This window comes from Labrenzia sp. OB1, from assembly GCF_001624695.1.
Classification (GTDB): Bacteria; Pseudomonadota; Alphaproteobacteria; order Rhizobiales; family Stappiaceae; genus Roseibium.
On sequence record NZ_JSEP01000005.1, the window covers coordinates 256,519 to 271,259 of the forward strand.

The window sequence follows — 14,741 nt, forward strand, 5'->3', positions numbered from 1 at the left end:
CGCGGAATGCGGCCGAGAGCCCTGTCGTTCGATTGACCCGTTATTCGGCCGCGACCATGCCGAGCCGCTGGTCTTCCATTTCACGAAGCGCGCGGCGGTATTCGACCGGCATCACCTTGACGAACTTCGGCCGGTAGGCCGACCAGTCGTTCAGGATGGCCTCCGCCTTGGCGGAACCGGTCAGTTCCAGATGCTTCGCGAGCATCTGACGCAGACGTTCGTCGTCGTGGCGGGACATGTCACAGGACAGGTCGACCCGGCCCTTGTGCTCGATGTCGCCGCCATGGTGGTGCAGCTTTTCAAGGAGGTCGTCTTCCTCGGTCACCGGTTCCAGCTCGACCATGGCAAGGTTGCAGCGGGATCCGAATGTGCCGTCCTCGTCGAGAACATAGGCAATGCCGCCGGACATGCCGGCCGCGAAGTTGCGTCCGGTCTGGCCGATAACGACGACGACACCGCCGGTCATGTATTCACAGCCGTGGTCACCCACGCCTTCCACAACGGCAATGGCGCCGGAGTTGCGGACAGCGAAACGTTCGCCCGCCACGCCGCGGAAGTAACATTCCCCCTCGGTGGCGCCATACAGAACGGTGTTGCCGACGATGATCGAGTTTTCGGCAACGATACGGCTGTTTTCCGGTGGACGCACGATGAGCTTGCCACCCGACAGGCCCTTGCCGACATAGTCGTTGGCATCGCCGGCCAGATCGATGGTGACGCCGCGTGCGACAAAAGCGCCGAAAGCCTGCCCTGCGGTTCCCTTCAGATTGATTTTCAGGGTGTCCGGCCGCTTGAGCCCCTTGTTGCCGTAGCGCTTGGCGATCTCGCCGGAGAGCATGGCGCCCACCGACCGGTCGACCGAGCAGATGGTTTCATCGATCACGGTCGGTTCCCTGTTGTCCAGCGCCGGCTTGGCTGCCGCTATCAGGCGGCGATCGAGAATATCGTCGATCGGATGCTGCTGGCGCATTGTCCAGCGGGTTTCTTCCGGCGCGGCTTCCGGCTGGAAGAAGATCCGGGAGAAGTCGAGCCCCCTGGCTTTCCAGTGTTCAAGCGCGGCATTCTTGTCGAGGAAGTCGGACCGGCCGATAAGATCGTCCAGCGTGGAGACGCCAAGCCCGGCCATCAGTTCACGCACTTCCTCTGCGACAAAGAAGAAGTAGTTGATCACATGCTCCGGGGTGCCCTTGAACCGTTTGCGCAGAACAGGGTCCTGGGTGGCGATGCCGACCGGGCAGGTGTTGAGATGGCACTTGCGCATCATCAGGCAGCCGGCGGCGATCAGCGGTGCTGTCGAGAAGCCGAATTCGTCCGCGCCGAGCAGCGCGCCGACAATGACGTCCCGTCCGGTGCGCAACCCTCCGTCCACCTGAAGGGCGATGCGCGAGCGCAGGCCGTTCAGCACCAGGGTCTGCTGGGTTTCGGCAAGGCCGATTTCCCAGGGCGACCCGGCATGCTTGATGGAGGTGAGCGGAGAAGCGCCCGTGCCGCCGTCATAACCTGAAACGGTGATATGGTCCGCCCTTGCCTTGGCGACGCCGGCGGCCACGGTGCCGACACCGACCTCGGACACCAGCTTGACGGAAATGTCCGCCTGCGGATTGACGTTCTTCAGGTCGTAGATGAGCTGTGCCAGATCCTCGATGGAGTAGATGTCATGGTGCGGGGGCGGCGAGATGAGGCCGACGCCCGGCGTGGAGTGGCGCACCTTGGCGATGACCGCATCCACCTTGTGGCCCGGCAACTGCCCGCCTTCGCCGGGCTTGGCGCCCTGGGCGACCTTGATCTGGATCATGTCGGCGTTGACCAGATATTCGCTGGTCACACCGAAGCGGCCGGAAGCAACCTGCTTGATGGCGGAGCGCTGCGGGTTCATCGAGCCATCGGGCAGCGGATTGAAGCGCTCGGGCTCCTCACCGCCTTCGCCGGTGTTCGACTTGCCGCCGATCCGGTTCATGGCCACCGCAAGCGTGGTATGGGCCTCGCGGGAAATGGAGCCGAAGGACATGGCACCGGTGACGAAGCGCTTCACGATGCTCTCCGCCGATTCCACTTCGGAGATGTCGATGGTTTTGCGGCCGATTTCTTCCGCGCTCTTGATGCGGAAAAGTCCGCGAATGGCGTAGCGGCCGCTTTCCTCGTTCACCTGTTTGGCAAAGGCCCGGTACATGTCCGGCAGGGCCGAACGGACCGCATGCTGAAGGGTGGCGACGGAATCCGGCGTCCACATGTGGCTTTCGCCGCGGGTTCTGAAGGCGTATTCGCCGCCGACATCCAGCGAGCGGCGCAAAATGGCGACATCGCCGAAGGCCTCGGCGTGACGCCGGACCGTTTCCTCGGCAACTTCCTCAAGCCCGATGCCCTCGATCATGGTGGCGGTTCCGAAGAAATATTTCTTCACGAACTGCGAGGACAGGCCGACAGCGTCGAAGATCTGCGCGCCGCAATAGGACTGGTAGGTCGAGATGCCCATCTTGGACATGACCTTCAGGATGCCCTTGTCGATGGACTTGATGTAGCGGTAGACGACCTCGTGCTGATCGACTTCCTGCGGGAAGTCCATCTCCATATGCATCGAAAGCAGCGTCTCGAAGGCGAGATAGGGGTTGATCGCTTCCGCGCCATAGCCGGCCAGAACGCAGAAATGATGGATTTCGCGGGCTTCGCCGGTTTCCACCACCAGGCCGACAGAGGTTCTGAGGCCCTTGCGGATCAGGTGATGATGGACGGCGGCCGTGGCGAGCAGGGCCGGGATCGCGATCCTGGACCGGCTGATCAGCCGGTCGGACAGGATGATGATGTTGTAACCGTCCGTGACCGCCTTTTCGGCGCGCGCGCACAGTTCCTCGACCGCGCCCGCCATGCCGCCGGCGCCCTTTTCGGCATTATAGGTGATGTCCAGCGTCTTGGCGGAGAACTGGTTGTCGGCGATGTCACCGATAGCGCGGATCTTCTCCAGGTCCTCATTGGTGAGGATCGGCTGACGCACTTCCAGCCGCTTGGAAGTCGACAGGCCTTCCAGGTCGAAGAGATTCGGGCGTGGGCCGATGAAGGAGACAAGGCTCATCACCAGCTCTTCGCGGATCGGATCGATCGGCGGGTTCGTGACCTGGGCGAAGTTCTGCTTGAAATAGGTGTAGAGCGGCTTGGACTTGTCGGACAGGGCCGAGAGCGGCGTGTCCGTTCCCATCGAGCCGATGGCTTCCTGGCCGACGGTCGCCATAGGCGTCATCAGAAGCTTGATGTCTTCCTGAGTGTAGCCGAAGGCCTGCTGACGGTCGAGCAGGCTTTCGCCCGCCACCGGCGCGCGCTGGCGTACGCCCGGCAGATCTTCCAGAACGATTTGCGAGCGGTGCAGCCAGTCCTTGTAGGGATTGGCGGTCGACAGCTGGCGCTTGATCTCGTCGTCGGAGACGATCCGGCCTTCGTCCAGGTCGATCAGCAGCATCTTGCCCGGCTGCAAGCGCCACTTCTGCTGGACGCGTTCCTCTTCGACCGGCAGAACGCCGACTTCCGAGGACATGATGACATAGTCGTCGTTCGTGACGATGTAGCGGGCCGGACGCAGGCCGTTGCGGTCAAGCGTCGCGCCGATCTGGCGGCCGTCGGTGAAGGCAACGGCGGCCGGGCCGTCCCACGGCTCCATCAGTGCGGCGTGGTACTCGTAAAAGGCCCGGCGGTTGTCGTCCATCAACGGGTTGCCGGCCCAGGCTTCCGGGATCAGCATCATGGCTGCATGGGCAAGGGAATAGCCGCCCATGACAAGGAATTCCAGGGCGTTGTCGAAGCACGCGGTATCGGACTGGCCTTCATAGGAGATCGGCCACAGCCTGGAGATATCGTCGCCCAGAAGCGTGGAGGAAACGGAGGCCTGACGGGCCGCCATCCAGTTGACGTTGCCGCGCAGCGTGTTGATCTCGCCGTTGTGCGCGACCATCCGGTAAGGATGGGAGAGGTCCCAGGACGGGAAGGTGTTGGTGGAAAAGCGCTGGTGCACCAGAGCAAGCGCCGAGGTGAAACGCTCGTCCTTAAGGTCGGCATAATAGGCGCCGAGCTGATAGGCGAGGAACATGCCCTTGTAGACAATGGTGCGGCTGGAGAGCGAAACGATATAGAAGCCCTTGCCGACCGCATCGGTTTCGGCGCGCACCCGGTTGGAAATCACCTTGCGCAGCACGTAAAGTCGGCGTTCGAAGGAATCCGCATCGTCACCGTTGGTCTTGCGGATGAAGACCTGACGGGAGTTCGGTTCGGTCGCGGCGATGTCCGGGGACTTGGAGAGCGAGGAATTGTCGACGGGAACGTCGCGCCAACCGATCAGCTCCTTGCCTTCTTCCTCGATGATGCTCTCGATGATTTCTTCGCAGCGGGCACGAAGGGAAGGGTCCTGCGGCATGAAGATGAAGCCGACGCCATAGTCGCCGAATTCCGGCAGCGCGCTGCCTGCTTTTTGCATTTCCTCTTTGAAGAAGTCGTGCGGGATCTGCACAAGCATGCCCGCGCCGTCACCCATGAGCGGGTCGGCGCCGACCGCGCCGCGGTGGGTCAGGTTTTCCAGAACCTGCAATCCGTCGGCGATGATCCGGTGGGATTTCACACCCTTCATATGGGCGACGAAGCCAACACCGCAGGCATCGTGTTCGTGCGCACTGTCATAGAGCCCCTTGTCGGCGGCCGTGTACAGTCGATCGGCAAGTGTGGCGGTGGTTTTCAAATCCACGCCTCCTGCCTCGATGGCTGTGCTGGTCGTCAGCTCCGTTTTTCTCATGTGCGCCCTCACTGTTAACCCCAGTGCCACCGTGGCTTGAAGCGTCCGGTTCCGTTCGGGTCGCATTCCTTCAAGAATGCGGCTCGGCGAACCCTGGCTTTCCCGCCCCGGCTCTGTTGTTGTATTTACTGCGCCGGTCCGTGAAAACCAACCGTCGCAATGACACAGCGGTATTCCCGCTGTCGAAACTTTCCGTCTCGCCGCTTCGCAAATCCTCCCCGGATTCGCAGAATGGTCAGCCTGTCCGCTGCTCCTGGCCCGGTATCGTCAATCGCCGGTAGGTCCGCAGTAAATGGGACAGTATCGCTGTCCTATTACAGGCGGCGCGACCATGACAGATTTCTCAGTCAGGAGCAAGAGCGTTTCTTGTAGCAGGTATTATAATTGTTTCGCGCAAAAAGTGCCATTCGTCTTGAATTGTCGAATCCGGAGCTTTTTGAGTAAGAATGTTGCGTCTCTTAAAGATTTCTTAGTGCGGCTCGCAAAAGAGTAACACGCGTTTGATTTCCTATTTATCGTCAAGACGTTCATTTACCTTCTGTAGCCGGGCCGCTTTTCGGGTGGCACGGTTGATACAGGATCCGAGGAACGACCAGAGGAGAACAAGATGAAGCATAAAGCGATGTCCGCGGCGATTGTCGCCGGTGCCGTTGCGACCGCGGTTGCCGGTCTTTCGTCCACCGTGCCGGCTCACGCGCAGGCCAAGGAGAAATGTTACGGCGTTTCTCTCAAAGGCCAGAACGACTGCAAGGCCGGTGCAGGAACCACGTGCGCTGGAACGTCAACTGTCGACTATCAGGGCAATGCCTGGACCCTTGTGCCCAAGGGTACATGCGTTACCATGGATGTCCCCGGCGATCGTCACGGTTCCCTGACCGAACTGAATCGGGATCTGCCGAAAGCCTGATCCGGTCTTCTCGGGCAGACGGAGTTTCTGCCGTCTGCCTGACATCTGTTTTCCGCTCTGGAGCCCGTCATGATTTCCAAGGCCACGCCATACCGACAGTCCCGTGTCGATGCCGTGATCCCGGCGCGCGCCGGAGCGGGTCTCAAGCCGGAGCATATTTCAGAAATTCTGGCAGACCGTGCGGACGTCGGCTTCTTCGAGGTTCATGCGGAGAACTATATGGGCGCGGGCGGACCGCCGCACCGCCAGCTGGAAGCAATCCGGCAGGACTATCCGCTGTCGCTTCACGGCGTGGGTCTGTCCATCGGTGGCGAGCAGGCTCTGGACAAGGCGCATCTCCAGCGCCTCGCCGAACTGAACCGGCGTTATGAGCCCGGTCTTTTCTCCGAGCATCTGGCCTGGTCGACCCATGAAACCTCTTATTTCAACGATCTTCTGCCGGTTCCCTATGACGAAGCGGCGCTTGATCGGGTGTGCGATCACATAGATGCGGTTCAGGAGACGGTCGGTCGGCAGATGCTTCTCGAAAATCCGTCGACCTACATCTCCTTCGAACAAAGCACGATGAGCGAGCTGGACTTCCTGAAGCAGATCACGCGCCGAACCGGCTGCGGACTTCTTCTCGACGTTAATAACGTCCATGTCTCCTGTACCAACCACCAGCAGTCGGCGGCTGATTATCTCAGGGATTTTCCCCTCGAAGCAGTCGGTGAGATCCATCTCGGCGGTCATGCCCCCGACATCGATGACGCCGGCCGGCCGCTGCTGATCGATGCGCATGACCGCGAGGTCGATGCCGCTGTCTGGAACCTTTACGAGCGCGCCGTTCAAAACAACGGCCCGTTGCCGACCCTGATCGAATGGGACAACGAGGTTCCCGCCTGGCCTGTTCTTTTCTCGGAGGTCAAGGCTGCGGAGCAGATCCTTGCTCGGGCGGCGGAACCCGGCCTCAGGCGCGCGGTGTGACAATGGCCGCGCCCAATTCACTTTCCGGCACAGGCAACCCGACAGGCGCCGGAGCCGGATCCGGCTCAAGGGAGTTCAGCAAGGCTTTGCTGGATCCCGATGCCGCACCGCCATCCGGTCTTGTCGGACCGGACGGCAAGGCGGCTCCCAAACGCTTCAATGTTTACCGCAACAATGTGATCGTCAGTCTCAGCGAAGCCCTCGGGCAGAGCTTTCCGACCATTCTGTCCCTGGTCGGGGAAGACTATTTCAACGCGCTTGCACGCACCTTCGTGACGCACCACCCGCCCGAGACGCCGGTGCTTATGTGGTACGGCGACGGATTCGCCGCTTTCCTGGAGAGTTTTCCACCGCTCGCTGCCTATCCTTATCTGGCGGATGTCGCCCGGGTGGAATGGGCCTGGCTTCAGGCTTATCACGCCGCGGACGCCGCACCGCTGGATCCGGCAGACTTGGGCGCGGTCGCGCCGGAAAAGATCGCATCGGTCAGGTTCGCGCGCCATCCCGCGGCGGCCATCGTCACCTCGAATTGGCCTGTTCTGGATCTCGTACGGGCCAACAGGTTTGCAACGGACACGGTGGTCAACATCGATCTTGACGAGCCGCAATCGGTGCTGGTCACCCGGCCGGATATGGATGTGAGTGTCTTTTTGTTGCGGCCGGGAGGCGAAGTGTTCTTAAGTGCCTTGTTCGAGGGCACCACGCTGGAGGAGGCCGCTGCCTCGGCTCTGGAAAAGACTTCGGAATTTTCATTGGCCGACTGCTTGTCGGACTGCCTTTCAAGCGGTGCATTCGCCGCTATAGAGGGATATTGAGCCCGGCTGGTCCGGGACGCTTTGAGAGGGGGATTTCATGGGTGCGCTGATCGGTTTCTTCGTTAGATTGTACACGCTGGTGTTCGGAGCGCTGGAACGGCTGACCAATGGCTGGTTTCTGGGGCTGGCCGCCCGGTTTGTTTTCGCGGCGATCCTGTTGCAATTCTTCTGGAATTCGGCGCTGACGAAAATCGGCGGGAACATCATGAACATCTTCACGCCAACGGCGGGCGCCTATGCGCAGATGTTGCCGAAGATGATGGAACAGGTCAGCTACGATATCAGCCAGATCGCCTTTTTTCCCTATGGCCTGATGGTGCTTCTGGGTACCTGGGGGGAGTTTATCCTTCCGGCGATGGTGGTTGTCGGTCTGTTCACCCGGTTCGCCAGCTTCGGCATGATCGTCTTCATCGGCGTCATGACCTATGTGGACGTCTATGGCCACGGGGCGGATGCCAAGACAATCGGCGGACCGTTCGACGGCGAACCCTATGCGATCATCTCGGACGACCGGCTGCTGTGGATCTTCCTGCTGCTGGTGCCGACACTCAAGGGCCCTGGCGTGGTTTCCCTGGACTGGCTGCTCGGACGCTACTACCGCCGCCGGGAAATGTACTACTAAACCCGGCCGCTTTCCCTTGGTTCCTGTGGGCACGGAGTGTTTCGCGTCCACAGGAGCGACCGGAGCCTGAACGCGAAAGGGCGGGTACCGGCACGGAGCGAAACCGAACAGTTCGGCCGGAATTCCGGCAAACGGGAAATCGGTTGCCGCCTGTGCGAACAGATGCTTAAACCGCCTCATGAACTTCGCAAGCGACAATTGGGCGGGTGCGGCTCCGGCGGTGATGTCGGCTCTGACCCGCCATAACTCCGGCTTCGCGCCGGCCTATGGCACGGACCCGCTGACGGACCGTGTCTCGGAAAAATTCAATGAAATCTTCGAGCGGGAGGTGGCCGTCTTTTTCGTGGCGACGGGTTCGGCCGCCAATTCGCTTGCGCTGGCTGCCTATGCCAGGCCCGGCGGCGTCATCTTCAGTCATAGCGATGCTCATATTCAGGTCGATGAATGCAATTGCCCGGAATTCATGACCGGAGGCGGCAAGCTGGCCGGCATTGCGGGGGCGGATGGAAAGATCGCGCCACAAGATCTTCGCGAGGCGATGGCAGCTTATCCGGACGGGGTCGTGCATCACGGCCAGGTGGCGACGGTCTCGATCAGTCAGGCGACGGAAAGCGGCACGATCTACACCCTGGAGGAGATTGCCGCCGTCAAGGAGGCTGCCCGCTCGCGCGGCGTGCCACTGCATATGGATGGCGCGCGCTTTGCCAACGCCCTTGTGACGCTTGGCTGCACACCGGCGGACATTACCTGGAAGGCCGGTGTCGATGTGTTGTCCTTCGGGGCGACCAAGAACGGCTGCTGGTGTGCCGAAGCCGTGGTGTTTTTCGATCCACAGGCCGCCAGCGGATTTGAATATCTGCGCAAGCGTGGCGGGCACCTGTTTTCCAAGAGCCGCTTTGTGGCCGCGCAGCTCGATGGTTACTTCCAGGACGACACATGGCTTGCGGCTGCGGGCCACGCAAATGAAATGGCAGCCAGACTGGCGGACGGAGTCCGGAACCAGGGTGGGCGAACCGCCTGGGCGGTGGAAGCCAACGAGGTGTTTCCGATATTGAAACGCAGGCAGTTCGAGGCACTGGAGGCGGCAGGCGCCATGCTCTACGAATGGCCCGCGAAGGGCCTCTCCTCCAATATCGCTCCGGCGGAAGATGAGGTCTGCCTGCGCATGGTCACCAGTTTCGCGACCACTGAAGAAGATGTGACGACGTTCCTGAAGGTGTTGTCGGAAACTGTCTGAAGGACGGTATGGGGTACATTTTGTGCCGGAAGGGCGCCCGGTTTCCCGGGCACCCCGTGTTTCGGCACTCTTCACTTGAAGGCAGCAGCCCTAGTGAGCGGTGGTTTCGATCTGCTTTGCCGCACCGGAGCTGATTTCGATCTTGCGCGGTTTCATTGCTTCCGGGATTTCCCGGATGAGATCCACATGGAGCAGTCCGTTTTCCAGGCTTGCGCCTTCGACACGAACGTGTTCGGCGATCTGGAAGCGGCGCTCGAAAGTGCGCGACGCTATTCCGCGATAGAGAATTTCCTGTTCGGATTCGTCTTCCACCTTCTCACCCTTGATGGTGAGAACATGTTCCCTGGCTTCCACGGAAAGCTCATCATCGGTGAAACCGGCAACCGCCATGGTGATGCGGTAGGTGTTTTCGCCGGTCCGTTCGATGTTGTAAGGCGGATAGCTTGGCGCTTCGCTGCCAGCGCTGTCCAGCATCGAGAAAAGCCGATCGAAACCGACAGTGGACCGGTAAAGGGGAGAAAAGTCTAAGTGACGCATGTGTCTGTCCTCTCTTTGAGCAACTGATACTTCACTGGGTATTGCGTTCCTGCGGTCCCCCGGAATGGCGGGACTGGAGCGCGCTGCAGACCCTTTTCGGCGCCTGCACAGGAAAGGTGGTTACTGGGTTTTTTCATTTCAAGGGGCAGTGGGGGACGTCAGCAGAAGATGAATGCGAGATGAATGGGGCCTTCCGGTTTGGTTCAACCGGCAGGGTGCATCTTCCGGTCAACGTCAGCGACGGGCTGGCGGCAAAGACAGGAGATCAACGATGTTTGCCAATGTTTCGAAATTTTCCGCCCCGATCGCCGGCGCCATTTTTCTGGTATCCGCCGGATTTATTTCTTCAGCCGTTGCCGCTCCCCAGGCCGCCGGGCTGAAGGGCCAGACGGCGCAGTCCGAGCTTGTCGTGCAGATCGATCACCGCAAGGGCGGTCACGGGCGCAAGGGTGGTCGTGGCTGGCAGGGCGGTCATGGCTGGAACCAGTATCACATGGGGCCGCGTCAGATCCGCCGCAGCCTGCGTCACCGGGGGTTTCACCGTATCCAGATCGTAAATCGCCGGGGCCCGATGTATATCGTGACCGCGAATGGCTGGCGGGGCATGCCGGTTCGGCTGGTCGTCGATTCCCGCAATGCGCACATCGTTCGCAGTCACCCGATTGCCCGTGGTTACCGCTGGTAACGCGGACGCCAGGCTTTTCCGCCAACTTCTTTCTGGGCCGGTGCATGTTCAGTGCCGGCCCGAAGTCTGTTGTGAGCCCGGACGAAGCCGGGTATCAAAAGGCGTCTCCTGAGTGAACCGGATCGCCATGAACCTGATAGATCTTCCAGACAATCCCGTGCCGGACGGTGCGACGACCGGATATATCGACGCACCTGACGGCGTCAGTATCCGTTTTGCGCACTGGCCTGCGGGTGGGCGGCAGCGAATGGGAACGGTGACCCTGCTGCAGGGGCGTGCGGAATACATCGAGAAATATTTCGAGATAATTTCGGAACTGCGCGAACGCGGCTTTGCGGTCGTAACCTTCGACTGGCGCGGACAGGGCGGTTCACAACGGTTGACCGGCAATCCGAAACGCGGTCATGTTTCGCATTTCGGCAAGTTCCGGCTCGATTTGCGCACCGTGCTCAAGAACATATCTCTGGCCACCTATCCGGGCCCGCATTTCGCGCTGGCGCATTCCACCGGTGCCCTGGTGTTGTTGTCCGATTCGGAGCGGCTGCGGACAATGCTTGACCGTGCCGTGCTGATCTCGCCGCTGCTCGGCCTTCCATCCGGCGCCTTGCCTCCCAATTTGGGTGGATTTTCCCGCTCCGCGTTGAAGATCCTCAGTCTCGGGCGGCTCGGGCGTCCGGCGCATGAGACCAGGGCTCGCAAGGGTGCGGTCTTCAGCGAGCGGGTCGGATTTCCTCTTGCGCGACTGTGTTCGGCGATCGGATTGGGACGGTTGTTCCTTCCCGGAGGAAACAGCGAGATCCGTGTGCCGTTCGAGACGAACCGGCAGACCTCGGACAAAACCCGGTTCGAACGCTTCAACAAGGTGCTTGAAGCCGCGCCCGAGCTCGGTCTTGGCGCGCCGACCTTCGGCTGGCTGAATGCCGCGGCACGTACGATGCTGGCCCTGCGGAAAAGAGATGCCGGTCCGAACATGAAGCTTCCGTGCCTTATTCTGGCGGCGGGCAGCGACAGGATCGTCTCAACACCTGTTACCGAGGATTTTGTCTCTCGGACCAAGGCGGCGGCCTATCTGGAAATTCCGGGTGCCAAACATGAGCTGATGATGGAACGCGATGTGTTCCGAGATCAGTTCTGGGCGGCGTTCGACGCTTTTGTTCCGGGGCTGGAAGCGGAGCAGGAAATGCGACGCGCCCATCTCTGAAGGCGCGTCACCCGGGATTACGCGACCCGGGCGAGTTCCCGCAGAAGAGTGTCATGAAGACGCGGATCGCCGGAGGCGACGATCTGCCCGCCGTCCGCAGGTGAGCCGCCTGTCCAGGTCGTCACCACGCCGCCGGCACCTTCGACAATCGGAACGAGCGCGACGATGTCATAGGCCTGCAGGCTGGATTCGATGACAGCATCTCCATGGCCGGCCGCGACCATGCAATAGGCATAGCAATCTGTTCCGTAGCGGGCGAGCTGGACAGCGTCCTCGACCCGGTCGTAGGCTGCCCGCTCCGTGTCGGTGAAGAGGGCAGGCGTTGTGGTGAAGATCGTTGCGTCCTTCAGCCGGTCACAGGGGCGGCACTCGAGTTTCCTGGAGCCGAGCGAGCCGTTGTACCAGGCAGTGTGGCAATCCCCGGCGAAGCGTTCGCCGATATAGGGCTGAGCCATCATGCCGAGGCTGGGCTTGCCGTTGGTGCGCAGGCCGATCAGCGTTCCCCAGGTCGGCAGTCCGGTGATGAAGGCGCGAGTCCCGTCGATCGGGTCGAGTACCCAGACGTTTTCCGCGTCCAGATTTTCCGGACCATGCTCTTCACCGAGGATGCCGTGGGACGGATAGGCGCGGTTGATGAGCGTCCGCATCGCCGTTTCGCCGTTTCTGTCGGCAATGGTCACCGGGTCGAAGCCGCTGTCCCATTTGTTGTCGACTGCAAAACCCTGCCGGAAGTGCGGCATGATCGCTGCGCTGGCGGCATCCGCGAGCTGCTCCAGAAACGGGGAGAATTCACTCGAGCTGTCTGTCTGGCCCTGGGTCATCGATACCTTCCGCGTATCAGGAGGTTGAATTTCTTCGATTTGCGAAAAAATCCGGATTGTCGCTTATATAACCGTGTTTGCTGAAAAATGAATCTCTAAAACCGGCTTTTTTGCCCAATGTTTGATCAATATCAAAGCCTTCGCGAACTTGACTTTTGTGCGCTGCGGTGCGATTTTATTGCGGTGCGATACGTTGTATTGCACCGCCCTCCTTGGGCGTTTCCTCCCTAGACTTCAGGCCGCCTCATGTGAGTGCGGCCTTTTTTTTATTCTGCTGCGATGGAGTCGGCCGGCAGGGCCGCGTCGGGCATGGAAGTGAGCTCGCGGGCGAAATTGCGCAAGTTATGGAACAGGTCGGCAAATCCGGCGGAAGGCTGGTGGGATGCCTCGTCCATGTAGAGGCCGCGATTGATCTCGATCTGGAGGGCATGCAGGCCGCTTGCAGGCCTGCCGTAGTGCTCCGTGATGAAGCCGCCGGCATAGGGTTTGTTGCGCGAAACGCTGTAGCCCATGTTTCTGAGAACGGAACAGGCAAACTCCGTCAGGTCGCCGCTGCAGCTTGTGCCGTAGCGGTCGCCGAGAATGAAGTCGGGGCGCGCGTCTGTTGTCTGGCACTTCACGCTAGACGGCATGGAATGGCAGTCGATCAGGACTGAATAGCCGAAGGTCACATGGGTCTGCGCTAGCAGGCGCCGCAGGGTCGAGTGATAGGGTTTGTAGATATGCTCGATCCGGCTCAGCGCTTCTTCCACCGGCAGCTTGTGACGGTAGATCTCATGATTTTCGCTGACAATCCGCGCGACCGTGCCCAGTCCTCCAGCCACCCGGATGGAACGGCTGTTCGCATAGGCCGGGAGCCGGCCGTCGAACATCTTCGGATCAAGTTCGTAGGGTTCCCGGTTCACATCCAGATAGGCTCTTGGAAAATGCGCCCGCAGGAGCGGCGCACCGAGAGGCACCACATGCGCGAAGAGGTCGTCCACATAGGCATCTTCGGAACGCCGGATGGAATTTTCATCCAGACGCGAGGACGCCAGGAAGTTTCTGGAATACTGGCGGCCCGAATGGGGGGAATTGAAGATATAGGGAACCCGCTGATCGGCGGGGCACAGGACTTCAAACGCGGGCAGGCCGTTGAAATCAGCTTCAAAGGGCGTATGAAAATCAGGCCGCTCGTCGTCCGTCAAATGATGTGTCCCGTGTGATCTTCTCCCATGGTGCCAAGGAATCGGCCGACAGTCCACTGTCACGAACGTAAAAGCCCGCATCATTGCGGCATTCTTCCCCTGTTTCGCGCCATACACTGTGCATCGTACCGGGTCAAAGGACTTTCCGGCGAAGTCCTTCAGCGCTCCGTTGAATGGTTTCAACGAGATGGATCCTCCGGTTTGCCTCCTGTCGAGGGTGGGGCAGATCGGCGGAAAAATGCAGCGTCACAAAGGATTGGGCGGGATTGACCCTGGCGGGGGCGGTCAATGCTGGCCGAAGCCCTCCCGCCGGTCCGGGTTTCCGTCTCCGCCACCATCTCCGCCTTGTGTTGGTCCACGATAAAACTGTGTAAACCAGCGCGGCAGTTCTATCCACACGGCTGCCTGCAAGAACCGATTCTCGCTATCATTCTCTGGAATTCGAGCTATAACCGGCAGCTAGGAAATCGCACAGCCAACGCATACCAAGGAGATTGGTCGATTACGATGCCACGTATCCTGCTTGCCGAAGATGATAATGACATGCGCCGCTTTCTGGCGAAGGCGCTGGAAAATGCCGGTTATGATGTCGTTTCGTTCGATAACGGCAAAAGCGCCTATGAACGCCTGCGTGAAGAGCCTTTCTCCCTTCTCCTGACAGATATCGTCATGCCGGAGATGGACGGGATAGAATTGGCGCGCCGGGCAACCGAACTTGATCCCGATCTCAAGGTGATGTTCATCACCGGTTTTGCGGCTGTGGCGCTCAACCCGGAATCGGATGCTCCCAAGGATGCGAAGGTTTTGTCAAAACCCTTTCATTTGAAAGATCTTGTGCAGGAAGTGGAGCGGATGCTGGCCGCTTGAGACGGGCTCTGGAAACGGCGTCAAAAGAGCCTGGAAATTTTGCCGGATCGGTGAAAAGAGGGGTTGCACAGATCGGCGTTCCCCGTTATATCGCACTCCACCACGGCGTTGGGGCGTCGGAGGTCCGA

Annotated in this window: 12 protein-coding genes; 8 read left to right on the plus strand and 4 right to left on the minus strand. The window is 60.3% G+C overall.

Annotation, left to right across the window (positions count from 1 at the left end):
• Positions 1-40 precede the first annotated feature (40 nt).
• Positions 41-4,768 carry a glutamate synthase large subunit gene (gltB, locus tag OA90_RS09205; protein WP_156510439.1) on the minus strand — a complete coding sequence of 1,576 codons (4,728 nt, stop codon included), beginning with the start codon at positions 4,766-4,768 and terminating at the stop codon, positions 41-43.
• Between the two features lie 607 nt (positions 4,769-5,375).
• On the opposite strand from gltB, the gene OA90_RS09210 reads away from it, so the two are divergent.
• The 5 genes from OA90_RS09210 to OA90_RS09230 all read left to right on the plus strand — a co-directional run bounded on the left by OA90_RS09210 (position 5,376) and on the right by OA90_RS09230 (position 9,315).
• Positions 5,376-5,675, plus strand: coding sequence for a DUF2282 domain-containing protein (locus tag OA90_RS09210; RefSeq protein WP_068409666.1), 300 nt, complete (start codon positions 5,376-5,378; stop codon positions 5,673-5,675).
• Between the two features lie 69 nt (positions 5,676-5,744).
• Positions 5,745-6,641 carry a DUF692 domain-containing protein gene (locus OA90_RS09215; RefSeq protein WP_068409667.1) on the plus strand — a complete coding sequence of 299 codons (897 nt, stop codon included), beginning with the start codon at positions 5,745-5,747 and terminating at the stop codon, positions 6,639-6,641.
• 2 nt (positions 6,642-6,643) lie between these two features.
• Positions 6,644-7,456 (plus strand): DNA-binding domain-containing protein, encoded by an 813-nt coding sequence (locus OA90_RS09220; protein WP_082836931.1) that lies wholly within the window; start codon positions 6,644-6,646, stop codon positions 7,454-7,456.
• 37 nt (positions 7,457-7,493) lie between these two features.
• Complete coding sequence (locus OA90_RS09225) at positions 7,494-8,078, plus strand: DoxX family membrane protein (RefSeq protein ID WP_068409668.1); 585 nt, start codon at positions 7,494-7,496, stop codon at positions 8,076-8,078.
• A 178-nt stretch (positions 8,079-8,256) separates the two neighbouring features.
• On the plus strand, positions 8,257-9,315 hold the full coding sequence (locus tag OA90_RS09230; protein WP_068409669.1) for a low specificity L-threonine aldolase: 1,059 nt from the start codon (positions 8,257-8,259) through the stop codon (positions 9,313-9,315).
• 90 nt (positions 9,316-9,405) lie between these two features.
• On the opposite strand, the gene OA90_RS09235 is transcribed toward OA90_RS09230, so the two are convergent.
• Positions 9,406-9,852: an Hsp20 family protein gene (locus OA90_RS09235; RefSeq protein ID WP_068409671.1), complete on the minus strand. Its 447-nt coding sequence runs from the start codon at positions 9,850-9,852 to the stop codon at positions 9,406-9,408.
• Between the two features lie 271 nt (positions 9,853-10,123).
• Here OA90_RS09235 and OA90_RS09240 point away from each other — a divergent pair, with 271 nt between their 5' ends.
• Together OA90_RS09240 and OA90_RS09245 are read left to right on the plus strand one after the other, a co-directional pair.
• The gene (locus tag OA90_RS09240) at positions 10,124-10,537 is read left to right on the plus strand and encodes a hypothetical protein (protein WP_068409672.1); all 414 of its coding nucleotides are present in this window, start codon (positions 10,124-10,126) and stop codon (positions 10,535-10,537) included.
• A 112-nt stretch (positions 10,538-10,649) separates the two neighbouring features.
• Positions 10,650-11,738, plus strand: coding sequence for an alpha/beta hydrolase (locus OA90_RS09245; RefSeq protein ID WP_208986049.1), 1,089 nt, complete (start codon positions 10,650-10,652; stop codon positions 11,736-11,738).
• A 17-nt stretch (positions 11,739-11,755) separates the two neighbouring features.
• Here the strand turns inward: OA90_RS09245 and hisN are convergent, their stop codons facing one another.
• Together hisN and OA90_RS09255 are read right to left on the minus strand one after the other, a co-directional pair.
• Positions 11,756-12,559 carry a histidinol-phosphatase gene (hisN, locus tag OA90_RS09250; protein ID WP_068409674.1) on the minus strand — a complete coding sequence of 268 codons (804 nt, stop codon included), beginning with the start codon at positions 12,557-12,559 and terminating at the stop codon, positions 11,756-11,758.
• Between the two features lie 266 nt (positions 12,560-12,825).
• The gene (locus OA90_RS09255; protein WP_244274581.1) at positions 12,826-13,689 is read right to left on the minus strand and encodes an N-formylglutamate amidohydrolase; all 864 of its coding nucleotides are present in this window, start codon (positions 13,687-13,689) and stop codon (positions 12,826-12,828) included.
• Positions 13,690-14,253: 564 nt separating this feature from the next.
• Between OA90_RS09255 and OA90_RS09260 the strand changes: the two genes are divergently transcribed.
• The gene (locus OA90_RS09260; protein WP_068409675.1) at positions 14,254-14,613 is read left to right on the plus strand and encodes a response regulator; all 360 of its coding nucleotides are present in this window, start codon (positions 14,254-14,256) and stop codon (positions 14,611-14,613) included.
• Positions 14,614-14,741 lie beyond the last annotated feature (128 nt).